Annotated in this window: 22 protein-coding genes; all 22 read left to right on the top strand. The window is 38.2% G+C overall.

Annotated features, from left to right (window positions below; translation table 11 throughout):
• Positions 1-259 precede the first annotated feature (259 nt).
• The 22 genes from PK1910_RS03495 (at position 260) to PK1910_RS03390 (ending at position 24,492) form a co-directional block, all read left to right on the top strand.
• Positions 260-3,706 (top strand): pyruvate carboxylase, encoded by a 3,447-nt coding sequence (locus tag PK1910_RS03495; RefSeq protein WP_058948465.1) that lies wholly within the window; start codon positions 260-262, stop codon positions 3,704-3,706.
• Positions 3,707-3,904: 198 nt separating this feature from the next.
• The gene (nrdR, locus tag PK1910_RS03490; protein WP_004692976.1) at positions 3,905-4,396 is read left to right on the top strand and encodes a transcriptional regulator NrdR; all 492 of its coding nucleotides are present in this window, start codon (positions 3,905-3,907) and stop codon (positions 4,394-4,396) included.
• Between the two features lie 60 nt (positions 4,397-4,456).
• The gene (locus tag PK1910_RS03485) at positions 4,457-5,383 is read left to right on the top strand and encodes a dipeptidase (protein ID WP_058948466.1); all 927 of its coding nucleotides are present in this window, start codon (positions 4,457-4,459) and stop codon (positions 5,381-5,383) included.
• The gene (gmhA, locus tag PK1910_RS03480) at positions 5,383-5,952 is read left to right on the top strand and encodes a D-sedoheptulose 7-phosphate isomerase (RefSeq protein WP_058948467.1); all 570 of its coding nucleotides are present in this window, start codon (positions 5,383-5,385) and stop codon (positions 5,950-5,952) included. Before PK1910_RS03485 ends, gmhA begins: the two co-directional genes overlap by 1 nt.
• A gap of 94 nt (positions 5,953-6,046) precedes the next feature.
• Positions 6,047-7,525: a D-glycero-beta-D-manno-heptose-7-phosphate kinase gene (gene rfaE1 / locus PK1910_RS03475; protein WP_058948468.1), complete on the top strand. Its 1,479-nt coding sequence runs from the start codon at positions 6,047-6,049 to the stop codon at positions 7,523-7,525.
• The gene (gene rfaD / locus PK1910_RS03470) at positions 7,522-8,487 is read left to right on the top strand and encodes an ADP-glyceromanno-heptose 6-epimerase (RefSeq protein WP_008713773.1); all 966 of its coding nucleotides are present in this window, start codon (positions 7,522-7,524) and stop codon (positions 8,485-8,487) included. The genes rfaE1 and rfaD overlap by 4 nt, the downstream gene beginning before the upstream one ends.
• Positions 8,487-8,981 (top strand): D-glycero-alpha-D-manno-heptose-1,7-bisphosphate 7-phosphatase, encoded by a 495-nt coding sequence (locus PK1910_RS03465; RefSeq protein ID WP_004692981.1) that lies wholly within the window; start codon positions 8,487-8,489, stop codon positions 8,979-8,981. The genes rfaD and PK1910_RS03465 overlap by 1 nt, the downstream gene beginning before the upstream one ends.
• A 70-nt stretch (positions 8,982-9,051) precedes the next feature.
• Positions 9,052-10,071: a glycosyltransferase family 9 protein gene (locus PK1910_RS03460; protein ID WP_004692982.1), complete on the top strand. Its 1,020-nt coding sequence runs from the start codon at positions 9,052-9,054 to the stop codon at positions 10,069-10,071.
• A complete protein-coding gene (locus PK1910_RS03455) occupies positions 10,071-11,111 on the top strand; it encodes a glycosyltransferase family 9 protein (protein ID WP_004692983.1) in 1,041 nt (346 codons plus the stop codon). Before PK1910_RS03460 ends, PK1910_RS03455 begins: the two co-directional genes overlap by 1 nt.
• A gap of 4 nt (positions 11,112-11,115) precedes the next feature.
• A complete protein-coding gene (locus PK1910_RS03450) occupies positions 11,116-12,099 on the top strand; it encodes a 3'-5' exonuclease (protein ID WP_058948469.1) in 984 nt (327 codons plus the stop codon).
• 71 nt (positions 12,100-12,170) lie between these two features.
• Complete coding sequence (locus tag PK1910_RS03445) at positions 12,171-13,562, top strand: aminopeptidase (RefSeq protein ID WP_004697029.1); 1,392 nt, start codon at positions 12,171-12,173, stop codon at positions 13,560-13,562.
• Positions 13,563-13,612: 50 nt separating this feature from the next.
• On the top strand, positions 13,613-13,990 hold the full coding sequence (locus PK1910_RS03440) for a hypothetical protein (RefSeq protein WP_038125344.1): 378 nt from the start codon (positions 13,613-13,615) through the stop codon (positions 13,988-13,990).
• Between the two features lie 131 nt (positions 13,991-14,121).
• Positions 14,122-15,099 (top strand): ABC transporter substrate-binding protein, encoded by a 978-nt coding sequence (locus tag PK1910_RS03435; RefSeq protein WP_008713786.1) that lies wholly within the window; start codon positions 14,122-14,124, stop codon positions 15,097-15,099.
• Positions 15,100-15,123: 24 nt separating this feature from the next.
• Positions 15,124-16,104 (top strand): ABC transporter substrate-binding protein, encoded by a 981-nt coding sequence (locus PK1910_RS03430; RefSeq protein WP_058948470.1) that lies wholly within the window; start codon positions 15,124-15,126, stop codon positions 16,102-16,104.
• A gap of 11 nt (positions 16,105-16,115) precedes the next feature.
• A complete protein-coding gene (locus PK1910_RS03425; RefSeq protein WP_058948471.1) occupies positions 16,116-16,988 on the top strand; it encodes an ABC transporter permease in 873 nt (290 codons plus the stop codon).
• Between the two features lie 10 nt (positions 16,989-16,998).
• Positions 16,999-17,796 (top strand): ABC transporter ATP-binding protein, encoded by a 798-nt coding sequence (locus PK1910_RS03420; protein WP_058948472.1) that lies wholly within the window; start codon positions 16,999-17,001, stop codon positions 17,794-17,796.
• A 171-nt stretch (positions 17,797-17,967) separates the two neighbouring features.
• On the top strand, positions 17,968-18,234 hold the full coding sequence (gene rpsO / locus PK1910_RS03415) for a 30S ribosomal protein S15 (protein ID WP_004692991.1): 267 nt from the start codon (positions 17,968-17,970) through the stop codon (positions 18,232-18,234).
• Positions 18,235-18,345: 111 nt separating this feature from the next.
• A complete protein-coding gene (locus PK1910_RS03410; RefSeq protein ID WP_058948473.1) occupies positions 18,346-20,415 on the top strand; it encodes a polyribonucleotide nucleotidyltransferase in 2,070 nt (689 codons plus the stop codon).
• Between the two features lie 10 nt (positions 20,416-20,425).
• A complete protein-coding gene (gene dut / locus PK1910_RS03405; RefSeq protein ID WP_021148054.1) occupies positions 20,426-20,875 on the top strand; it encodes a dUTP diphosphatase in 450 nt (149 codons plus the stop codon).
• A 146-nt stretch (positions 20,876-21,021) separates the two neighbouring features.
• Entirely contained in the window at positions 21,022-22,647 is a 1,626-nt protein-coding gene (locus PK1910_RS03400) for a class I SAM-dependent methyltransferase (protein ID WP_058948474.1), read from the top strand.
• An 8-nt stretch (positions 22,648-22,655) separates the two neighbouring features.
• Positions 22,656-23,189, top strand: coding sequence for an NUDIX hydrolase (locus PK1910_RS03395; protein WP_058948475.1), 534 nt, complete (start codon positions 22,656-22,658; stop codon positions 23,187-23,189).
• Positions 23,190-23,319: 130 nt separating this feature from the next.
• Positions 23,320-24,492, top strand: coding sequence for a phosphopentomutase (locus tag PK1910_RS03390; RefSeq protein ID WP_058948476.1), 1,173 nt, complete (start codon positions 23,320-23,322; stop codon positions 24,490-24,492).
• The last annotated feature ends 209 nt before the right edge of the window (positions 24,493-24,701 follow it).

Raw genomic sequence — 24,701 nt, 5'->3', positions numbered from 1 at the left:
GTGCATTATTGAAAGACATATGATTTTTTGTAATGAACAGTAAAAAATATATTTTATACTTTCATAATTGGTATAATCCTTTAAATATAATGAAAATATTGTATAATAAGTATATATTATTATGAATATAAAACCTCATCATAAATTTTGATGAGGCTTTCCTCAATATTGATTTATCTATAAGTATAGGAAATATTCATATATTAATAAAAATGAAAGCTGATAGTTCACATTTGTGGAAGCTAGTAGGAGGCAATACATGAGAAAAATTAAATCCGTATTGGTTGCCAACCGTGGAGAAATTGCGATCCGCGTGTTCCGTGCATGTAATGAAATGGGGATTAAAACTGTAGCCATTTACTCTAAAGAGGATACATTATCCTTACACCGTAACCAAGCCGATGAAGCCTATCTCGTAGGGGACGGTAAAAAACCAGTTGACGCATATCTTGATATTGAAGATATCATCCGTATTGCAAAAGAACATGACATCGATGCTATCCATCCAGGTTATGGCTTTTTATCTGAAAATGAAGGCTTTGCTCGTCGTTGTGAAGAAGAAGGAATTATCTTTATCGGGCCTAAAATCAAGCATTTGAATATGTTTGGTGATAAAGTAAATGCTCGTGAGCAAGCTAAATTAGCAAAAATTCCGATGATCCCAGGTTCTGATGGAGCTTTAAAAGATTATACTCAACTAGAAGAATTTGCTGATACACATGGGTTTCCATTGATGATTAAAGCCGTTAATGGCGGCGGCGGTCGTGGTATGCGTGAAGTTCATCATAAAGAAGATCTTAGAGATGCATATGATCGTGCTAAGTCTGAAGCAAAAGCTGCGTTTGGTGATGATGATGTATATGTAGAAAAACTTATTGTAGAGCCTAAACATATTGAAGTTCAAATCTTAGGTGATGAACATGGTAATGTAGTTCATTTGCATGAACGTGATTGCTCTGTTCAACGTCGTCACCAAAAAGTAGTTGAAATGGCGCCAGCCTTTGCGTTATCATTAGAAACTCGTAAAGCTGTATGTGATGCTGCCGTTAAAATCATGAAAAATGTTGGCTACGTGAATGCAGGTACTGTAGAATTTTTGGTAACTGCTGATGGTAGCTTCTACTTTATCGAAGTTAATCCACGTATTCAAGTAGAGCATACTGTAACAGAAATGATTACAGATATTGACATTGTTCATGCTCAAATTAGAATCGCTGAAGGCTTTAGTTTACATAGCCCTGAAGTAGGTATTCCTGAGCAGGATAAAATTCCTTGTAAAGGCACTGCTATCCAATGTCGTATTACCACAGAAGATCCTAAAAACAACTTTATGCCTGATACCGGTAAAATCTTAGCGTACCGTAGCTCTGGTGGTTTTGGTATCCGTCTTGATTCTGGTAATGCTTTTACAGGTGCCGTTGTAACACCTTACTATGACTCCTTGCTTGTGAAAGCGACAGCATTTGGTCCTAACAACGAAGAAACTATTCGTAAAATGCTTCGTTGCTTAAAAGAGTTCCGTATTCGCGGTGTAAAAACAAATATTCACTTCTTGATTAATGTATTGGAACATCCTGAATTCCAAAGTGGTTCTTACAATGTAAACTTCATTGAAGAACATCCTGAATTATTCGAATTGAAACCAGATCGTGACCGTGGTACTAAATTATTACGTTACATTGCTGATGTTACAATTAATGGCTATTCTGGTGCAGGGGCTCAAGAGGTTCCTGACTTTGAACCGATTCAAATGCCATCTACTTTGGATGTAAGTCCAGCATCTGGTACAAAACAAAAATTTGATGAACTTGGACCAGATAAATTCAGTAAATGGTTATCGGAACAAAAACAAGTATTCTTCACTGATACCACTTGGCGTGATGCCCATCAATCCTTGTTTGCTACACGTCTTCGTACAATCGATATGGCTCGCGTAGCTGGTCATGCTGCAAAAGGTGTACCTAACTTATTCTCCTTAGAATGTTGGGGGGGTGCTACTTTTGACGTATCATACCGATTCTTACATGAAGATCCGTGGGAGCGTTTGCGCATGTTCCGTCGTGAAGTGCCAAATACATTGCTTCAAATGCTTCTTCGTGGTGCAAATGCCGTAGGTTACACATCGTATCCAGACAACGTAGTTCGTCAATTCATTCAACGGGCTGCTGCTAATGGTATTGATGTATTCCGCGTATTTGATAGCTTGAATAGTCTTGATAATATGCATGTTGCTATCGATGAAGTGCGTGCACAAAATAAAATAGCTGAAGTTGCATTGTGCTATACTGGCGATATCCTTGATGGTGCTCGTACAAAATACAACTTGGTCTATTATGTAAATATGGCAAAAGAGCTTGAAAAAGCTGGTGCCAATATTATTGCCATTAAAGATATGGCCGGCCTTTTAAAACCACAAGCTTCTTATAACTTGGTATCTGCCTTGAAAGATGCTGTCTCTGTTCCAATTCACTTGCATACTCATGAAGGCTCCGGTAACTCTATCTATACATATGGCCGCGCTGTAGATGCTGGTGTTGATGTAATCGACTTAGCATACTCAGCATTTGCTAATGGTACTTCTCAACCTAGCATGAATTCCATGTACTATGCATTGTCTGGTCATGAACGTCAACCAGAAATGAACATTGATTACATGGAAGAAATGTCTCATTATTTTGGTAGTATCAGACCATATTACAAAGGTGTAGATAAAGCAGAAGCATATCCTAATACTGAAGTATATCAACATGAAATGCCAGGTGGACAATACTCTAACTTGCAACAACAAGCTAAAATGGTAGGGCTTGGTGATCGTTGGACAGATATTAAGAAAATGTACCACCAAGTAAACATGATGTTTGGTGATATCATTAAAGTTACACCATCCTCTAAAGTGGTAGGGGATATGACATTGTACATGGTACAAAACAACTTAACTGAAAAAGATATCTACGAAAAAGGCGATGTATTGGATTTCCCTCAATCCGTAGTTGAATTCTTTGAAGGACGTCTTGGTACTCCATATCAAGGCTTCCCTGAAAAATTACAAAAAATCATCTTGAAAGGTGCTCGCCCAATCACAGTTCGCCCTGGTGCTGTATTACCTCCAACAGATTTTGAACATATTCGTCATGAATTAAGCGAAATGGGAGCCCAAACAACTGATGAAGATATTAGTGCATATTGCTTGTATCCTAAGGTTTACCAAGATTACAATAAATTTGTAAAAGACTTTGGTGATGTATCTGTATTAGATACTCCAACATTCTTCTTTGGTATGAAACGGGGCGAAGAAATTCAAGTAACCATTGAAAAAGGTAAAACACTGATTATCAAGATGAATGGTTTCTCTGAACCTGATGAAGATGGTAATCGCATCGTATTGTTCGAGTTTAATGGTCAACCTCGTAGCATTAAGGTTCATGATAAACATGCTAAGACAACTGGTGTTGTTCGTCGCAAAGCGGATGAATCTAACCCTGGTGAAATTGGTGCTACATTGTCTGGTTCCGTTGTTAAGATCCTTATTAAGAATGGTCAATCTGTAACTAAAGGTGAACCATTGATCGTTACAGAAGCAATGAAAATGGAAACAACAATTACAGCTCCTATCGACGGTATCGTAGAAGAAATCCTTGTACGTGAAGGTAGCCGTATCGAATCTGGTGACTGCTTGCTTCGTATTGAAGATGCTTTAAAACGATAAGCTAACAATCATTTAAAATTAAAAATATTATTTCTCAAATATTTCATAAAATGAAAAATTGAAGAATAATGGAAGAATCCCTAGGAAATCCTAGGGATTCTTTGTATTTTCAAGGGTTTCATGGTACTATATATAGTAGAGAAAATGGGCGTATTATACGTTATTTCAGAATGATTAGTAGAAAAGGAGTAGTAACAGATGAGATGTCCTTATTGCCAACACACAGACACGAAGGTAACAGACTCTAGAACGACTGATGAAGGAAATAGTATTCGCCGTCGCCGTGAATGTATTAATTGTGGCCGTCGCTTTACTACCTATGAAATTATAGAAGAAGTACCACTCATGGTATTGAAGAAAAATGGACGACGTGAATTATTTGACCGTGGTAAATTATTGAATGGTCTATTGCGCTCTTGTGACAAGCGTACAGTTCCTATGTCCGTGATGGAGCAAGTAGTTAATGATGTAGAGCGCGATATTCGGAATGAAATTAACCAAGAGGTTACAACTGATCGCATTGGTGAGCTCGTGTTACAACAACTGAAAGACATAGATCAAGTTGCATATGTTCGTTTTGCCAGTGTATATCGTAAGTTTGATAATATTGATAGCTTTATGGAAGAGTTAAAGGCTCTGAAGAAGTTAGATGCTAAAAAGCCGAAACGCAAACCTGTCGTAGAAGAATAATGGATTTTGTATTACTGATTGGTTATACATGGTTTTGAAATTAGCGATGCGTGAGGCTTTATGATAGATTTACATTGCGATACGATGATGCAACTGCTAGATCATCCTGATAGTGGTGATTTATATCGTAATACTTGGAAAATAGATATAGAAAAATTACAAAAGGCTCATAGCAAGATACAAGACTTTGCGCTCTTTATTAATATTGGTGAAACGAATGATCCTTATGGTCGCTATGAAGAGATGCGTAATTTGTGTGTATCACAAATTCATCACTATGGAGAGCACATACAGCATGTGCTCTCTTATCAAGATATAGAGTCTGTATACAAGTCTGGTAAGATTGGGGCGCTCATGTCTATTGAAGAAGGTGGCGTACTACGTGGCGATTTGAATAAACTTAACCAAGCTTACCAAGATGGGGTTAGACTTATAACACTAACGTGGAATTATCCGAATGGTCTTGGCGAGCCACATTGTGGTGAGCAGCATAAACAATTAACATCTAAAGGTGTTGAATTCGTTGAGGCTATGCAAGATTTAGGGATGATCGTTGACTGCTCACATCTCAATGATGCTGGTACAGAGCAACTAGGAGATATTCTAGATGTTCCTTTTATAGCTTCCCATTCAAATGCACGGGAAGTTAGGGCTCATACGCGAAATTTGCCGGATAATCTTATTAGACTTATCGCTAATAAGGGCGGTATTATAGGACTTAATTTTGCACAGAATTTTCTCGGTACATCGCCAATTAGTCGCATTGAAGATATTGTAAAGCACGGTCTATATCTCATCGACAAGGGCGGTGAAGAGGTAGTGGCGTTGGGAACTGATTTTGATGGGATTCCACCAGATACAGAGATTGCAGATATGTCCCAAATAAGTCGTCTTTATGATGCATTTATAGAGGCAGGCTTATCTGTGGAACAGTGTGAAAAGTTGTTCTGGAAAAATGCAGATAGACTACTAAAGGAGATTTTATAATGACTGATTTAAATCCAATCATTGCTGATCGTTTTACTGAGCATCTCGAAGTGTTTGGTAAGACGATGGAACATATGGATACCATTCAAGAAATCGGATATCGCTGTAAGACAGCGATCGATAATGGTAATAAAATTTTATTCTGTGGTAATGGTGGTTCTGCTGCGGACTCTCAACATTTAGCGGCAGAATTAATCGGTCGTTTCAAAAAAGAACGCCGTTCTTTTGCGGCTGTTGCATTAACGACAGATACATCCGCTTTAACAGCTATTGCCAATGATTATGATTTTGATGCTGTTTTTGCTCGTCAAGTGGAGGGCTTAGGCCGTACAGGTGATGTTCTTATCGGTATTTCCACCTCTGGGAATTCCAAGAATGTTGTGAAAGCGGCTGAAATGGCTCGCTCTATTGGTATGCATACCATTGCTTTCACCGGTGAAGGTGGTGGCAAATTAGCTGAACTATGTGATATTACATTGGCGATTCCCAGTAATGTGACGGCACGCATTCAAGAAATGCATATCTTAGCTGGCCACATTATGTGTGAAATCATTGAAGAAGATTACTAACCACTAGGTTATTAGATATAGGTACATACTATTTCAAACAAAGGTTTTTTATAAATAAGAAGACATGTATATTTGGGTAAGGAATAGGTGGATTATGATAAATACTACCATTAATCAATTTTTAACAAAACAACTACCGAACTTAAAGATTGCCGTTGTAGGTGATGTAATGGTAGATCGTTATGTTTTTGGTGATGTAAGTCGTATTTCTCCAGAAGCACCGGTTCCTGTAAACCGCGTGTCCAATATGAAAGAGGTCCTTGGTGGAGCTGGTAATGTTGCATCTAATTTGTCTAATTTAGACTGTAAGGTGTATCTTGGTGCATTAGCAGGTAATGATGACCATGGCCGTTTATTACAACATTTACTTGATACTGATAAAATCGATACGACTGGTTTAATCACTAGTGATGACCGCTCTACTATTACTAAGATGCGCATCTTAGGTGATCGTCAACAGATGATGCGTCTTGATTTTGAAACGATTACAGATCTAACGTACCAAGAAGAGCAACAACTATCTAGTTGGCTTGAAAATCTATGTAAAGTTGGTATTGATGGTATTGTCGTATCCGATTATGGTAAAGGCGTTTGTACGCCTACCTTTTTGAAGACAATCTTTAGTTTGGCCAAGGAATATGGTGTGCAAACCATTGTAGATCCTAAGGGGGCAGACTGGTCTAAATACAATGGTGCTACATGTATTACACCGAATGTGAAAGAACTCGGTGAATGTGTAGGCCGTAAATTAGAAAATGATGATGCTACTATCGTAGAGGCTGCTAAGTCTGTACTCGCTACTGTAGATTTAGATTATATTGTAGCTACGCGCTCTGCAAAAGGGATTACGGTTATTGCAAAGGATGGTCGTACATGGCATAATCCTGCTACTCAACAAGAAGTATTTGATGTGAGTGGTGCAGGAGATACCGTTGTATCCATGATGATGACCTGTCTTGCAAGTGGTTTGTCGATGCGTTTAGCCTTGCATATCGCCAATGGTGCAGCGGGTATTGTAGTATCTAAGGTTGGTACGTATCCAATACATCGTTCTGAGCTATTAGACTTATGGCATTTCTATAAACATAGTATTCAATCTAAACCATTATATACAAAGGAAGAAATGAAAGAACTCGTTTCACAATGGCAAAGCAAAGGTGAGACAGTAGTGTTCACAAATGGTTGTTTTGACATTCTTCATCGTGGACATATCACGTATTTACAAGAAGCTGCACAACTGGGGGATCATTTAATCATTGGATTAAATTCTGATTCATCTGTTCGACGCTTAAAAGGGAAAACACGGCCCATCGTAAGTGAAGAGGATAGAGCGGCCTTGTTGAGTGCGCTGCGATGCATCGATGGGGTTGTGTTATTCGAAGAAAATACGCCGGCTGAATTACTAGCGTACTTACGTCCCAATATTCTTGTTAAGGGCGGAGATTACAAAATAGAAGATATTATAGGACGGGAGTCCGTTGACAATGTAGAGGTTCTTTCGTTTAAAGAAGGTTACTCTACATCAGATATTGTAGGGAAAATAGCCACTATGGCTAAGGAGGGCGAATTATGATTATCGTAACAGGTGGTGCTGGTTTTATTGGCAGTAATATTGTGAAAGCACTGAATGATCGTGGTCGTACAGATATTCTCATCGTTGATGATCTTACAGATGGTCGTAAGATTCGCAATATTCAAAATTTAGAATTTCTAGATTACATCGATTGTGATGATTTTGATTGTGCTATTGCTGATGGTACATTTGATGTAGGCCCGATTGAAGTCGTATTCCACGAAGGCGCTTGTGCAGATACGATGGAATATAATGGCAAATATATGATGAAGAACAACTATGAAGGTTCTAAAAATCTATTCCATTATTGCCAAGACCGCCGTATTCCATTCATCTATGCATCCTCTGCATCCACATATGGTAATGGTACAAATGGTTTCGTAGAAAAGCCCGAAGCTGAAGAAGCACTTAACCCATATGCGTATTCTAAATTGTTATTCGACCGTTATGTACGTAAATATGAAGGTGAATATACAGCTCAAGTTGTAGGTTTACGTTACTTTAACGTATACGGTCCTAACGAAGCTCATAAAGATAAAATGGCTTCTTTAGTACGTCAAATGTTCTACAAAAATAAAGAAACAGGTATTATTAATCTCTTTGAAGGTACAGATGGCTACGAAGATGGTGGTCAAACACGTGACTTTATTTATGTAAAAGACGTAGTTAATGTAAACTTCTATTTCTGGGAGCATCCTGAAATCTCTGGTACTTTTAACTGTGGTACAGGTAATGCTCATAGCTTTAACCAATTCATGCAAGCTGTTATCGACTACAATGGTCAAGGCAAAATTGAATATGTGCCATTCCCAGAGGTGTTAAAGGGTAAATACCAAAGCTTTACAGAGGCTGATACTACTAAATTGTTAGCCGCTGGCTATGACAAAGGGTTCCATAAAATGGAAGATGCCGTTAAAGAATATTGTGAACTATTAGATAATAACGAAGGATATTTACGCTAATGCGCAAGGTATTATTTTTAGATCGCGATGGTGTTATTAATAAGGATGTTAGTTATCTATACAAAATCAGCGATTTAGAGTGGGTAGATGGTGCAAAAGAGGCCCTTGCTTATGCTCATAGTAAGGGCTATGATCTCATTGTCGTGACAAATCAGAGTGGTGTAGCTCGTGGTTATTATAAAGAATCTGATGTTCAGATTTTACATGACTATATGGCTCATGAACTAGATCGCAGTGGAGCACCGATTTTACATTTCTATTATTGCCCACATCATAAAGAAGGTATTGTTCCTCTCTATGCAGTAGAATGTGAATGTAGAAAGCCTAAACCTGGCATGATTAAGCAAGCTATTAAGGATTATGATGTAAATATATCAGATAGTTTTCTTATCGGTGATAGTCAGCGTGATGTTGATGCAGCTGAGGCTGCTGGCATTAAGGGGTACCTATTTAAAGGCTCTAATCTATTGGATTTCATTAAAACAATAATTTAATCATTTATTCCATTTAGTTTATTTCGGAAGAATATATTTGGGTTTGTTGTGTTGTATTTGGGGAGGCTTTATGAAAGATTACAAGAATATACTCATCATCAAGATGAGTTCCTTAGGTGATGTAATTCACGCATTGCCTACCTTGTACGCTGTGCGCAAGAATTGGCCTAATGCGCGTATTACATGGGCTATTCATGAGCAATTCGCTAGCCTCTTACCTGGTACACCATGGGTTGATGACGTGATTATCATTGACAAAAAACAACTAAAGAAGCCTACGTATTTATATCAATTGCGCAAGGAGCTACATAGTCGTCATTTTGATATGACCTTAGACCTTCAATGCATCGCGAAAAGTGCTATTGTTTCTTTATTATCTGGTGCCCCTGAAAAATATGGCTACTGGGAGCTTCGTGAGGGCAGTAATCTTGTTAATAAAGCATTAGTAGGTGAGCATAAATACGACCATGTTATCGAACGGTATCTTGATACTGTACGTGTACTTGGTGGTGAGGTAGAGGAGATTGAATTTCCTATGCCAGCTTACGTTGAGGCTGAGAAATCCATAAAACAAAAGTTGAAATGCCATGGTGTAGATGATGAATATATTGTAGTTGTACCAGGGGCACGATGGATTGTTAAGGAGTGGCCACTTCTAAATTTTGGAGAACTTTGTATTCGTTTATGTGAATCTGGTAAGAAGGTTGTTATTGCCGGTGCTCCTGATGATGTAGATAAAGGTGCTTTCATAGAAAATTATGTAAAACATAAGAATCTCATCAATTTAGTGGGATCTACAACCATGCCTGAACTCATTGAGTTGATTCGTCATTGTCAGATTTTTATTAGTGCCGATACGGGACCATTGCATATTGCAAATGCTTTGAAGCGTCCTTTGATTGCCATGTTTGGTACAACATCACCTAAGCGTACAGGTCCTTATGGTGGTAGTCATGTACATCTCATTATTTCACCTACTTCTAAGGCTACACCTGAGCAACCACTAGTAGATGATCCAGATTGTATGGCACAAATTCCTGTAGACGCGGTATGGTCAGTGTATGAACAAGTACTTGGAAAGGAACTATAATGGAACTAGATTATAAGCGCATTGTGGTAACCTTTTTAATGCATTTAGGCGATGTTATATTAACGACTCCGTTTTTAGAAGTGCTTCGCAAAGCGGCTCCTCATAGTCATATTACGTATGTAATAGATGAAAAATTACAACAAGTAATGGAATATAATCCAAATATTGATGAACTTATTGTTGTAGATAAAAAAGGGCGCCATAATAGCATCTCAGGTCTCAATGAAGTGGCTCGTGAAATCAATGCTAAGGGAAAACCTGACATTGTCATTAATTTGCATCCTAATGAGCGTACTTCATATTTAGCATGGAAGATTCATGCACCTATTACAACTGGTATGAGCCATTTCCTCTTTAGACCATTCATGACAAAGTATACGCGCTTAGATCGTAAAACTCGTCATGCTGCGGATATGTACATTAATGTACTAGAGCAATTAGGTGTAACAGATACTTCTAACTCTGGTTTACATATTGAAATCTGTGAAGAATGGCGTCGTCAGGCTCGAGAGTTTTATTCTAGTCATGGATTAACTGATACTGATATACTCATTGGATTTAATATCGGTAGCGCCGTTCCTGAGAAACGTTGGCCAGCTGAACGATTTGCGCATGTAGCAGATTACTTTGGTCGTTTAGGTTATAAGACGGTTTTCTTTGGCGGACCTATGGACCTTGAAATGGTGCAGCCTGTAGTAGAACAAATGGAAACAAAGCCTATTGTGGCTACCGGAAAATTCCAGTTAGGTCCTTTGGCAGCGGCTATGAGCCGTTGTAATCTATTAATTACTAATGACTCTGGACCAATGCATGTAGGAATCAGTCAAGGTGTGCCAATTGTGGCACTGTATGGTCCATCAAATCCATTCTTTTATGGACCTTATCAAGCTCATGCTATCGTTTTAGAAACGATGGATTCTTATGAGATTGGTAAAAGCATGAAAAAAATTATTAAAGAAGGAAATTATAAAGGTTTATCTGTAATTTCTGAAGAACAGGTTATTAAAGCAGCGGAAACATTGCTTTTAGAATCGAAATAAACGTATGAACTATATTGTATTTGATTTAGAATGGAACCAACCCTATAGCAATGACATTAGCTTTATGAAGCGCACAAAAATGCCGTTGACAGGGGAAATCATTCAAATCGGAGCGGTAAAACTGAATGAAAAGATGGACATTATAGATCATTTTACGATGTTCATCAAACCTCAATATCTGCCACGGATGCATAAACATGTGCGCGAGTTGACAGGGATAACCACCCATGAGCTCAATCATGGTGTGCCATTCAAGACGGCTATGCAGTACTTTCAAAAATGGTGTGGTGATGAATATATGCTGCTTTCTTGGGGATCAGACGATATTCTTATCCTTCGAGAAAATCTTATGCTTCATAAGATGAAAGCATTATCTTATGATCAATGGGTAGATGCGCAAATGATTTATTCTTATCAACGCTATGGAACAAGTCAACAGTATTCTGTGGCGCATGCTATGGAGGATCTCAATATATCGACGGAGCATTTATCTGCTCATAATGCCTTGCATGATGCAGTTTTTACAGCTCACATTTGTCAGACTTTAGATATTGCACAAGGAATTCTGCATTATGATCTAATTCGCAAGGAAAGTAGTAATCCTTTCCTATATCCTCCTATTCTTACCTTTTTTATGTATGAAAATTTTTCTGAGAAAAAACGTATTGTTCATGATAGAAGAGTACGTATGTCCTTCTGTCCGTACTGTCAAACACGTTTAGAAACGACAAGACCTGAACGATTACAAGGGGATAAGTACCTAGCCATTGGAGTATGTCCTAAACATGGCGATTTTGCGGTGCAACTTAAAGTTGGAAAGTATACGATTAAGTCCGGCAGTAGTAAATTCTATGTTACTAAGGTACTGACCCATTGTACGGATGAAATTCGTTCTCTATATACTCAGAAGTCTGAAATCAATCGCGAAAAAGAGCGAAAATATTTAGAGTATCGTAAGGCGGAACAAGAAAAAGTCCGCCAAAAATAGTTATGTAAATTCAAGTTCGTTTTCTGAACTGTACTATATATTAGGATATGAACTTTTAGAAAGGATAGATTATGGAACGTAAATATGCATGGCATAATTATGATGATGCCACTATGGAAAAGGTATATGCTTTAAGTGATACATATCGTCAATTTTTAGATAATGGTAAAACAGAACGTGAATGCGTTGTGCAAGCTGTAGAATTTGCAGAAGCAAAGGGCTATGTAAATCTAAATGACATTATTAAAAGCAATACGTCAATTAAAGCTGGTGATAAGATTTATTACACACATATGGATAAATCTATTGCTTTATTTAATATTGGTACTGATGATATTGAATTGGGTATGAATATTTTAGGTGCTCATATTGATTCTCCACGCATCGATGTAAAGCAAAATCCACAATATGAGGATAGTAATTTAGTATTTTGGGATACTCATTATTATGGAGGTATTAAAAAATATCATTGGGTAGCTATGCCTCTTGCTATTCATGGCGTTGTGGTAAAAACAGATGGTACTCGTATCAATATTAATATTGGTGATAAGGAAAGCGATCCTGTATTCTGTATTACTGACTTGTTGCCTCATTTGGGACAAGAACAAATGCAAAAAAATGCAGCTAAAGTAATTGAAGGGGAAGCTCTTGATTTACTCATCGGTAGCCGTCCAGTTAAAGACGAAGAAAAAGAAGGGGTTACTAAATTTATTAATAGCCTTCTTGAAAAAGAGTATGGATTTATTGAACGTGACTTATTGTCTGCAGAACTAGAAATTGTACCAGCTGGTAAAGCACGTGATATGGGCTTTGATCGTTCCATGGTAATGGCGTATGGCCAAGATGATCGCGTGTGTGCCTACACATCCTTGGTAGCAATGCTTGAAGTGGATAATGTAAAGCGTACTACTTGTTGCTTACTTGTAGATAAAGAGGAAATTGGTTCTGTAGGTGCTACAGGTATGCAATCACGCTTCTTTGAAAATGCAGTGGCTGAAATTTTAACACTTATGGGTAAACCTAATTCTGTAAGTGTACGTCGTACGTTGGAGAAATCTCGTATGTTATCCTCCGATGTAAGTGCAGGCTATGATCCGCTTTATGCATCGGCGTATGAAAAGAAAAATGCTTCTTACCTTGGTATGGGTGTAGTATTTAATAAATTTACTGGCTCTCGTGGTAAAGCTGGTTCTAATGATGCGAATGCTGAGTATATGGGCTTTATCCGTCGTGTCATGGAATCTAACAATGTAACATACCAAACAGCAGAGCTCGGTAAGGTTGATTTAGGTGGTGGTGGCACCATTGCGTACATCATGGCTCTTTATGGTATGAATGTCATCGACTGTGGTGTAGCCGTTCTTAGCATGCATGCTCCTTGGGAGGTTACATCTAAGGCTGATATTTACGAGGCTAAACAATGCTATGTGGCGTTCTTAAATGCAGCTGATGAATCAATCTAAGATAATGGGGCTTTCACCAATGGTAAAAGTCCATTCTTTGTGAGGTGTATATGAAGCAAACAGAATTAGGCGCAGCTATAGAGTCTGCGAAAGGAGAGGCTACAGAGGTCAAGACTGTAAAGGTAGATATTTTTGACATCCCTGAAACGAAGGTTGAAGAATATATTTCTAATCGTGAAGAGGTAGCAGAAGCAGCAGCGCAGGTTATGAAATCATACTGTGTTACTGTAAAACGTGAAACCTTAGATCCTGAAGAAGGGGAAGCAGTGGTTGGTTACTATATAACGGGTGAAATTCTAATGTGCGTCATATTGGATCCATTTGAAGTGCCTGTTATGAAGGTAGCTCTCGACAAAGGGACTCTTAAGGACTATATTTTGGCAGCTAATGATCTAACAGAAGACATGTTAGCGTCTCTTGAAAAGTAAAAGGATTTCGTATCTTAATGTGTTCTATAAATGGACAAATGTAAAATACTTTAACCTGCTACATTGATGTAGTAAAGAAATTTGTTTATAATAGATGTATTATAGTCATTGCAGATAGGAAGGAAATCCCCATGAACTTGAAAAAAGGTATTGCCCTAGCGCTCACGGCGGCAGCATTGTTGGCGTTTACAGGCTGTGGCTCAAATGGAACTACATCGAATGGTGAATATAAAGTTGGTGTTGTACAGCTGGTAGAACATCCTGCACTAGATGCGGCAAATAAGGGCTTTGTTGATGCGCTAAAAGAAAAAGGTTTGGCAGAAAAGATTACTTTTGATCAACAAAATGCGCAAGCTGATCAATCTAATTTGAATAGTATTGCACAGCGTTTCGTATCCGATCGGAAAAACTTGATTTTAGCAATAGCTACGCCAGCGGCTCAATCCATGGCGAATGCAACTCATGATATTCCAATCTTAGGTACAGCAATTACTGATTACGAGGCAGCTAAACTTGTTAAATCCAATCAAAAACCTGGTGGTAATGTATCTGGTACGTCTGACATGAATCCAGTAGAGCAACAAGTAGATCTAATTTTACGAGTAATGCCAAATGCGAAAACAATTGGTACTATCTATAGCTCAAGCGAAGTAAACTCTCAAATTCAAGTGGAGAAGATGAAAGCTTATGCAGCTACAAAGGGTATTAAAGTTGAAGAAGTTACAGTTTCCAATGTAAACGATATTCAACAAGCGGCACAAAACCTAGTATCTCAACGTGTGGATGCAGTTTATGTGCCAACAGATAATGTGGTAGCTTCTGCGATGAGCAATCTTGTAGCTATTACCGATCCAGCAAAAATTCCTGTGTTTGGCGGTGAAGATAACCACGTAAAAGGTGGGGCAGTTATGTCCTTGTCTGTAGATTACTACAAACTTGGTTACCAGACTGGTTTGATGGCAGCTAAAATTCTAACTGGCGAAGCTAAAGTTGAAGATATGCCTATCGAAATGCAGAAAGAATTTAAATTAGTTGTGGGAAAAGATAAATTAGAAAAATTGGGCATCACCTTACCAGAGGATTTGATGAACAAGGCGACTATGATTTAATACATAACTGGTAAGGAGTTATACATGAACTGGAAAAAAAGTATTGCAGTGGCACTTAGTGCCATCGCTGTTATGGCAATGGTAGTTGGTTGTGGTTCCAATACTGCAACTAATGACCAAAAGAAAATTGGTATTATTCAATTAGTAGAACATCCATCTCTTGATGCTGCTAATAAAGGTTTCGTAGATGGTTTAGCAGCTAAAGGATATAAGGATGGTCAAAACATTAAAATTGACCAACAAAATGCACAGGCCGATCAATCTAATCTAAATAGTATTGCACAACGTTTCGTGTCTGATAAAAAAGATTTAGTATTAGCTATTGCAACGCCTGCGGCTCAGACGATGGCAAATGCTTCTCATGACATGCCAATCATGGGTACAGCTATTACAGATTACGTGACAGCTAAACTCGTTCAATCTAACGAACACCCTGGTGGTAATGTATCTGGTACATCTGATATGACACCTGTTGAAAAAGAGGTTGATCTTATCATAGCATTAGTACCGAATGTAAAGCGTATTGGTGCCATTTATACATCCTCTGAGATCAACTCCCAATTGCAAGTTGAAAAAATGAAAGCGTATGCTGCTACAAAAGGTATTACTGTTGTAGAGGCAACTGTTTCCAATGTAAATGATATCCAACAAGCTGCTACAAATCTTGTTAACCAAGATGTACAAGCTATCTATACGCCAACAGATAATGTATTGGCATCTGCTATGGCTAACTTAGCACAAATTACAGATGCTGCTAAAATTCCAGTATTTGCTGCCGATGAAGGTATGACAATGACTGGTGGTGTAGCAACTTATTCTGTTGATTACTATCAATTGGGTTATCAAACAGGTTTAATGGCTGCTAAAGTTCTTGCAGGAGAAGCAAAAATTGCAGACTTAGCTATTGAGACACAAAAAGAGATTAAGTTAACTGTTAACGAAGAACGTGCTAAAAAATTAGGTATTACGATTCCTGAAGCTCTTCGTAAAGATATGAAACAATAGAGGAGAATTTGATGTTAGATTTAGTGGTAGGCACCATAACCACAGGCCTTTTATGGTCTTTGTTAGCGGTCGGTGTATTCATAACCTTCCGCGTATTAGATGTGGCTGACTTAACCGTGGAAGGTACGTTCCCAATGGGGGCAGCCATTTCTGCTATTTTAATTACAAGTGGTATGAATCCAATCCTTTCCATTTTACTTGCCGGTGTGGGTGGTATGATAGCCGGTGCTGTAACAGGTTGGATTCATACAAAATTAAAAATTCCTGCATTATTGGCCGGTATTTTGACAATGATTGCATTGTACTCTGTAAACCTTCACATCATGGGCAAAGCTAATGTATCTTTGCTTCGAATGGATACAATTTATACGATTCTTGGTGGATTTTTCTATACGCCGAATATGTGGTCTGCAGCCATCGTAGGTATTATCGTTGCTGTAGTAGTATGCTTGCTCTTATTTTGGTTCTTCGGTACCGAAATTGGTACAGCCTTACGTGCTACAGGTGTTAACCCTCAAATGATTCGCGCTCAAGGCGTAAATACTGATAATATGATCGTTCTTGGCCTTTTGATTTCCAATGGTTTTGTTGGTATGTCTGGGGCTCTTATCGGTCAATTCCAAGGCTTTGCTGATGTAGGTATGGGGATTGGTACCATCGTTATTGGTTTGGCTTCTGTAATTATCGGTGAAGTAGTGTTTGGTACGAAATCCTTCGTACGTAGTCTCATCGCCGTAGTACTTGGTTCTATTGTATATCGTATCGTTATTGCTGCAGTTCTCTACATGGGTATGCCACCAAACGATTTGAAATTATTCACTGCAATTCTTGTTGCCATCGCGCTTTCCTTACCTACATTGAAAGCAAAATGGTTGGCTCGTTAAGGAGGACACTATGTTAGAAGTAAAAAATATGGTAAAAACCTTCTTTAAGGGCACAATTAATGAAAAGACTGCATTACAAGGCATTAATCTTCGTCTAGAAGAGGGTGATTTTTGTACTGTCATTGGTGGTAATGGTGCTGGTAAAAGTACTTTGTTAAACTCCATTGCTGGTGTATTTCCAGTAGATGAAGGATCCATTGCAATTAATGAGATTGATGTGACAAAAATGCCAGAATACAAACGTGCTAAATACATTGGTCGTGTATTCCAAGACCCTATGGTTGGTACTGCTGGTAATATGCAAATCGAGGAAAACTTGATTCTTGCTATGCGCCGTGGTAAAAGCTTAGGTCTTAAATGGGCTTTCAAAGATAGTGAACAAGCATTTTTCAAGGAACGGCTTGCATTATTAGGCTTAGGCCTTGAAGATCGTTTATCTGCTCGTATGGGCCTACTATCTGGTGGTCAACGTCAATCTATTACATTGTTAATGGCTACCATGCTTCGTCCAGAACTCTTATTGCTAGATGAGCATACGGCGGCACTTGACCCTAAAACTGCAGAAAATGTATTGCAACTAACTGATAAACTCGTTGCAGAACATAATCTAACAACTCTTATGATTACCCATAATATGCGTGATGCATTGCGATTTGGTAATCGCCTCATCATGATGGACGCTGGTCGAATCATCTACGATGTAAAAGGGGAAGAAAAGAAACAATTAACTGTTGCGGACTTACTTCAAAAGTTCGAGGTAGCTGGTGAAAATGCACTGAGCGACCGCATGGTGCTAGGTGCTAAATAATAGAAGGAAGTTCTAATCTATCTTTTGTTCAATTACTGTATTTTTGCTTTACAAGATAGGGCAGATACTGTATACTAAATTAGGTCGTAAGACATATCGTAAGCGAAGTATTCGATTCTCCAACGGTTACTTAAGCTTATCGGGATTATAATTTTTTAGGAGGTAACATTAATGTTAACTACAGAAGCTAAATTAGCAGTAATTAAAGAATACGCTACTCATGAAGGTGACACTGGTTCTCCAGAAGTACAAGTTGCGATTTTAACAAGTCGCATTCAATACTTAACTGAACACTTGAAAGAGCACAAAAAAGACCATCATTCCCGTCGTGGTTTGTTGAAATTGGTTGGTCAACGCCGTAACATGCTTGACTACCTTCGTCGTAAAGATATCGAACGTTACCGTTCCCTTATCGAACGCCTTGGTCTTCGTAAATAATAAAATTAGCCGTCCTAAAGGACGGCTTTTTTATTTTGAATTGGCTATTTAGCTTTAATTGATATATAATTAGAAGGTATACATATAAGAAGATTTTTAGGAGGAATAGGAATGGAACAATTCCAAATGGACCTAGCTGGTCGTACTCTTACGATTGAGACTGGGGAACTTGCAAAACAAGCTGGCGGTGCCGTAATGGTTGGCTATGGCGATACTCGTGTACTCGTTACTGCTACAGGTTCTAAAGAGGCGAAGGATATCGACTTCTTCCCACTTACAGTAGACTATGAAGAAAAAATGTATGCTGTTGGTCGTTTACCAGGGGGGTTCATTAAACGTGAAGCACGTCCACCTGAGTCTGCGATTTTGAATAGCCGCTTGATTGACCGTCCTATTCGTCCATTATTTAATAAAGGTGTACGTAACGAAGTACACGTAGTAGCAACAGTTATGTCTGTGGACCAAGATTGTGATCCAGCCATTTGTGGTATGATTGGTGCTTCTGCGGCATTGTCTATTTCTGATGTTCCTTGGAATGGTCCTATTGCAGGCGTTCGTATGGGACGTATCAATGGTGAATTTGTTGTAAATCCAACGAAAGCACAATTAGAAGAAACAGATCTTAATATCGTTGTAGCTGGTACTAAAGATGCTATCCTCATGGTTGAAGGTGGCGCTGAAGAAGTACCGGAAGATATCATTCTTGAAGTTATCATGGCAGCTCACGAAGAAATCAAAAAAATCGTAGCATTCCAAGAAGATATGACTGCAAAAGTAGGTAAGGAAAAACGCGTATTTGAATGTAAAGATGTTCCTGCTGAAATTAGTGATGCAGTTCGTGCCTATGGTCATGATAAACTTGATGCTGCAGTTCGTTGTGCAGATAAACAACAACGTGATGCACAAGAAAATGAAGTACGTGCAGATGTATTAGCTCACTTTGAAGAGATCTACCCAGATAACTTGGCTGATGTAAATAAAGCATTTGATGCAATGACAAAAGAAATCGTGCGTCATATGATTACTGTTGAAAAAATCCGTCCAGATGGCCGTCAACTTGATGAAGTTCGTCCAATCTCTTGCCGTACAGGCGTATTACCACGTACACATGGCTCTGGCTTGTTTACACGTGGTCAAACTCAAGTGTTGAATGTCACAACAGTAGCGCCTTTATCCGAAAAACAAACCATTGATGGCCTTGGTGTTGAAACTGAAAAACGTTATATTCATCATTATAATTTCCCATCTTTCTCCGTAGGGGAGACTCGTTCTTCCCGTGGCCCTGGGCGTCGTGAAATCGGTCATGGTGCATTGGCTGAACGCGCGTTGGTGCCTGTGATTCCGAGCGAGGCAGACTTCCCATATGCGTTGCGTTTAGTATCTGAAGTATTGGAATCAAATGGTTCTAGCTCCATGGCTTCCGTATGTGGTTCTACATTGTCTTTGATGGATGCTGGTGTACCTATTAAAGCTCCTGTAGCAGGTATTGCTATGGGTCTTGTAACTCAAGGGGAACATTATACAATTTTAACTGACATTCAAGGCATGGAAGATGCTCTTGGAGATATGGACTTTAAAGTTGCTGGTACAGCTAAAGGCGTAACAGCAATTCAAATGGATATCAAGATTTCCGGATTATCCCGTGAAATCCTTCAAGAAGCATTAGAACAAGCTCACAAAGGCCGCATACATATCATGGGTATCATGCTTGATACAATTGCTGAACCACGTCAAGAAATGTCTCAATACGCTCCACGTATTATTACAATGAAAATTGATCCTGATAAGATCCGTGACGTAATCGGTTCTGGCGGTAAAGTAATCCGCAGTATCATCGAAGAAACAGGCGCTAAAATTGACATTGAAGATGATGGTACAGTATTTATCGCTTCTGTAGAACAAGAAGGGGCTGCGAAAGCTCAAGAAATCATCACTAACCTTACTAAAGAGGTTGAAGTAGGTGAAGTATACCTTGGTAAAGTAACTCGTTTAATGGCCTTTGGCGCATTCGTAGAGGTATTACCAGGTAAAGAAGGTCTTGTACATATTTCCAAACTTGCAAAAGAACGCGTTGAAAATGTAGAAGACGTAGTAAGTGTAGGGGATGAAATCATGGTAAAAGTTATCGAGATCGATAAACAAGGCCGTGTAAACTTGTCCCGTAAAGATTGTTTAAAATAAGAGGTGTTACATGGATATTCGTGGCTTTGAAGTAGTTTCTGCTTTTGAAGAACAAGATATCAACTTACCAACACGTAAAACAACTGAAAGCGCAGGTTATGATATTGAATGTGCTGAAGCTGTTACATTAGAACCAGGCCAAGTAGTGCTCGTTCCGACAGGTATTAAAGCTTTCATGGCATACGATGAATACCTTGCCATTCATATTCGTTCTAGTATGGCTATTAAACGCCATCTAGCACTTGTGAATAGCACAGGTATCATTGATAGTGATTACTACAACAATGAGGACAACGAAGGTCATATTATGATTGCCCTTCTAAACTTTGGCAAAGAACCAGTTACCCTTGAAAAAGGCGAACGCGTTGCTCAAGGTATATTCTCTAAATACCTTATTACAAACGATGATGACGCTACAGGTGTAAGAACTGGTGGCATTGGAAGCACCGGGACTATGTAAATAATTTATGCTTTAGTATAAATTAGTAAAAGCCGCTCAACTTTGTTGGGCGGTTTTTGTGTGTTTATTTCTCTCCTCAGCTGTAATTATTATCAATAATACTATATAATATTTATTATAGTTAGTAGAACAATTCGGGAGGCTTTATGAAACAGGAGTCAAAACAAAAAAAGAATGTAGGTACATCAGTTATGGGGAATGACATTGAGACTACACAAAATACTATGCACGTATTGGATGAGAATAAGGTTCTTAAAAAGAGTTATGAAGATGTAGTATATATTTCTCAACCTTTTGGGGCAACCTCGTTGAACACATTAGCAGCGCGAGCTTTGTTATTTGGATTAAATCCTGTATCTTTAAAAAAGGCGCGTGTCCTTGAGCTTGGATGTTCGTTTGGTGGAAATATTATTTCTCAAGCTTTATACTATCCTGAAGCGTCTTTTACGGGTATTGATTTATCGTCTTCCCAGATTAAGATGGGAAATGAACTGATTGCGTCGATGGGACTTACCAATATACATTTGATTGAGAAGGATATTCTGGATATTGATGAATCGTTCGGTATTTTTGACTATATTATTGTACATGGTATTTGGTCCTGGGTTCCGGATGTGGTAAAAGATAAAATTCTATCTATCTGTAATAAGAATTTATCCGATAACGGTGTAGCTTATGTATCGTATAATACCTATCCTGGATGGAAACGATTAGAGCAGTATCGAGAAATCATGCAATATGCAGAGCAAAAAGAGTTAGAGCTACCGTTGATGGAGAGGACTTTATATACGAAGAATATATTGAAACTTGTAGCTGATACGATGGGGATGGATAATCGGATAAGTCAAAAAGCGAGCTATAAAATTGATAATATCCAAAATGTGTTAAGCTCTAACGATTATTATGTGGCCCATGAATATTTAGAACCTTTTAATGATCCTGTATATGTACATGAATTTATAAAACGTGCCAATGACCAAGGTTGTGCCTATATAGGGGATGTATTTCTTTCACGATCTTTCATAAGTTGGTTACCGGAGGATATTCACGATAATATAGCTCAATTGGCAAATGATGATTATATTGCAAAAGAGCAATATTATGATTACATTTATGATACGCAGTTTAGAATGTCCCTGTTAACGAAAAATAAACATACTAAAAAAATTGTTCGTAATGAACGAGTTAGTATAGATGTATTATCAAAATTATATTATTGCAGCGTTGTCAATACTGGTATTCCTTCTAATATGACGGATAGTATCCATATTGCTATTAAAGAGGTTATGGATCGAGGGGATATATTTACTGTTCAGGATATAGTAGATCATATACATAGAAAGTTGCCTGGTTATACTATCGAAATGGACAGAGTTTATTCTCGTTTACTATATTTGATTATTGTAGATAATCTCGATATGTACGCCGAACCATATGAAAGAGTTGCTTTCGAAGATAATAAGGTGTATATACCTCAACGTTTTATAGATTTTATTTCTACTATAGTAGAAAAAGAAGGCAGCTCCTATATTGGTATAGGAGACATGTACAATAAAGTACAACAAGATATAGATAATGGATTTCTCTTTGTAATAAAGCAAATGGTGGAGCCTACAACAAGAGAAAAGATTCTTGCTATTATGGATGACAATATTACAGTTCAGCGTCATACGCGGGATAATATTGATTTTATTGTTCCTAATAAAGTGTATTTAGAGGAAATTTTACAACGTATAAGAATGCTCGGGTTTTTACATAGAATAGAAGATTAGAGGTATATATGGCAATTAGTAAGGAAATTCAGAAATCCAGCGAAATGAAATTTAATGGTAAGTTGATTCAAGTTACCTATGATATAGCCGATGTGAACGGAAAGGATGCATGGCGTGAGGTTGTGCATCATCCAGGTGCTACAGCGATTGTGGCAGTCACAGGGGATAATAAGATTGTTATGGAACGTCAATTTAGATATGCTTTGCAACAGACGCTACTGGAGGTACCAGCAGGAAAATTGGATCCAAATGAAGAACCGATTGTTTGTGCTAAACGGGAGCTTGCTGAGGAAACCGGCTATCGTGCAGCTCAATGGATTTCGTTAGGGACAATTGCTACGAGTCCTGGTTTCTGCAATGAAGTATTACATTTATATCTTGCGAAGGACCTTACCATGGGGGAAACTAATTGGGATCCTGATGAATATGTAGAGTTAGAATACTACACATTGCCAGAACTATTGGAGGCTATCAAGAATGAGACTATTAAGGATAGCAAATCTTTGGCGGCCCTCATGCTTGCTATGCCATATCTTAAGTAATTTTTAGAAATATTATCTCTCAATATATTATGTATTTTATTAATTCATATTGATGATTTTAATTGTAATATGTTACAAAGTATTTTTACATTATATGAGTAACTAATCTTATATAGATTTAGGAGTACATATGTATAATCGAATTATTCTACTAGTAATGGACAGTGTCGGTGTAGGGCATGCAGCCGATGCGATTAAATTTGGCGATGAAGGTTCGAATACATTAGGACATATCGAAGCTGTAGTAGGACCTATTCGCTGTCCAAATTTAAAATCTCTAGGTTTAGCTAATATTGCTGATATATCAGCGTTTGATGAGCCTGTAATTGGTGCTTATGGTCGTATGTCTGAAACGAGTACTGGCAAAGACACGACAAGTGGTCATTGGGAGATGATGGGGCATCCTGTAACGGTGCCATTTCCGACATTTTATGATGGATTTCCGAAGGAACTGATGGATGCTTTCACAAAAGAAACGGGTTATGGATTTCTTGGTAATGAGGTAGCCTCTGGAACAGAAATTATTGAACGCCTCGGAGAAGAACATATAAGAACTGGTAAGCCAATCGTATATACATCGGCGGATTCGGTTTTTCAAATTGCTGCGCATGAGGATATCATTCCCTTAGAAGATTTGTATCGCATGTGTCAAATTACACGCGATAAGGTATGTGTCGGTGATTATTATGTGGGGCGTATTATAGCTCGGCCTTTTATTGGTACACCAGGTCATTTTGTACGTACCTCAAATCGTCATGATTACAGTCGTATGCCTGAAAAGAAAATGGTGCAACAAGAGTTACAAGACGCAAATATTCCAACAGTGGCAGTTGGCAAAATCGGCGATATTTATGCTCATGTTGGCTGGGATGCATCATATCCGACAAAGTCTAACGCGCATGGTATGAACGTAGTTCCTTATCTATTGGGCCAAAGCTTTGCACGGGGGTTCATGATGGTCAACCTTGTTGAATTTGATAGTCTGTACGGTCATCGGCGTAATGTAGAAGGGTATAAGCGTGCTATTGAAGACTTTGATTACCAATTAGGTGGTTTGTTGGACTTGCTTAAAGATGACGATTTACTTCTCATCACCGCAGATCATGGGAATGATCCGACTTGGAAGGGTACAGATCATACGAGAGAGATGGTGCCTTTGCTCGCTTATAGTCCAAGTATGAGTCATTCAGTAGCTTTGGGTGATAGACACAGTTTTGCGGACATAGGTGAAACAGTATTACAAAACTTTGGATTGAAACAATGGGGGATTGGGACTTCATTTTTAGATTCCCTGAAGGGATAAATCTAGAATTTATATTTATTTAGAGTTGAATAGATTTACATTATTGATTTTATAAATGATTACATATGCGAAATACCGCAGTATATATTTACTTTAATTGAGTTAAATACATACTGCGGTATTTTTTTATAGAGTAGATTTTAATAAAGAACAGGAAATTCTTACTTATATGTGGAAATATATAAGTATAGGAGAATACGCCCATGATT

This window comes from Veillonella parvula (assembly GCF_036456085.1).
Taxonomy (GTDB): Bacteria; Bacillota; Negativicutes; order Veillonellales; family Veillonellaceae; genus Veillonella; species Veillonella parvula_E.
This window is presented reverse-complemented; position numbering and strand designations above follow the sequence as displayed.

Coding starts and splice junctions, on each gene's coding strand:
- PK1910_RS03420 (WP_058948472.1), top strand. CDS start 16,999: ATGTTAGAAGTAAAAAATATGGTAAAAACCTTCTTTAAGGGCACAATT.
- PK1910_RS03430 (WP_058948470.1), top strand. CDS start 15,124: ATGAACTGGAAAAAAAGTATTGCAGTGGCACTTAGTGCCATCGCTGTT.
- nrdR (WP_004692976.1), top strand. CDS start 3,905: ATGAGATGTCCTTATTGCCAACACACAGACACGAAGGTAACAGACTCT.
- PK1910_RS03390 (WP_058948476.1), top strand. CDS start 23,320: ATGTATAATCGAATTATTCTACTAGTAATGGACAGTGTCGGTGTAGGG.
- rfaD (WP_008713773.1), top strand. CDS start 7,522: ATGATTATCGTAACAGGTGGTGCTGGTTTTATTGGCAGTAATATTGTG.
- dut (WP_021148054.1), top strand. CDS start 20,426: ATGGATATTCGTGGCTTTGAAGTAGTTTCTGCTTTTGAAGAACAAGAT.
- gmhA (WP_058948467.1), top strand. CDS start 5,383: ATGACTGATTTAAATCCAATCATTGCTGATCGTTTTACTGAGCATCTC.
- PK1910_RS03465 (WP_004692981.1), top strand. CDS start 8,487: ATGCGCAAGGTATTATTTTTAGATCGCGATGGTGTTATTAATAAGGAT.
- rfaE1 (WP_058948468.1), top strand. CDS start 6,047: ATGATAAATACTACCATTAATCAATTTTTAACAAAACAACTACCGAAC.
- PK1910_RS03460 (WP_004692982.1), top strand. CDS start 9,052: ATGAAAGATTACAAGAATATACTCATCATCAAGATGAGTTCCTTAGGT.
- PK1910_RS03455 (WP_004692983.1), top strand. CDS start 10,071: ATGGAACTAGATTATAAGCGCATTGTGGTAACCTTTTTAATGCATTTA.
- PK1910_RS03410 (WP_058948473.1), top strand. CDS start 18,346: ATGGAACAATTCCAAATGGACCTAGCTGGTCGTACTCTTACGATTGAG.
- PK1910_RS03485 (WP_058948466.1), top strand. CDS start 4,457: ATGATAGATTTACATTGCGATACGATGATGCAACTGCTAGATCATCCT.
- rpsO (WP_004692991.1), top strand. CDS start 17,968: ATGTTAACTACAGAAGCTAAATTAGCAGTAATTAAAGAATACGCTACT.
- PK1910_RS03425 (WP_058948471.1), top strand. CDS start 16,116: ATGTTAGATTTAGTGGTAGGCACCATAACCACAGGCCTTTTATGGTCT.
- PK1910_RS03445 (WP_004697029.1), top strand. CDS start 12,171: ATGGAACGTAAATATGCATGGCATAATTATGATGATGCCACTATGGAA.
- PK1910_RS03495 (WP_058948465.1), top strand. CDS start 260: ATGAGAAAAATTAAATCCGTATTGGTTGCCAACCGTGGAGAAATTGCG.
- PK1910_RS03395 (WP_058948475.1), top strand. CDS start 22,656: ATGGCAATTAGTAAGGAAATTCAGAAATCCAGCGAAATGAAATTTAAT.
- PK1910_RS03440 (WP_038125344.1), top strand. CDS start 13,613: ATGAAGCAAACAGAATTAGGCGCAGCTATAGAGTCTGCGAAAGGAGAG.
- PK1910_RS03400 (WP_058948474.1), top strand. CDS start 21,022: ATGAAACAGGAGTCAAAACAAAAAAAGAATGTAGGTACATCAGTTATG.
- PK1910_RS03450 (WP_058948469.1), top strand. CDS start 11,116: ATGAACTATATTGTATTTGATTTAGAATGGAACCAACCCTATAGCAAT.
- PK1910_RS03435 (WP_008713786.1), top strand. CDS start 14,122: ATGAACTTGAAAAAAGGTATTGCCCTAGCGCTCACGGCGGCAGCATTG.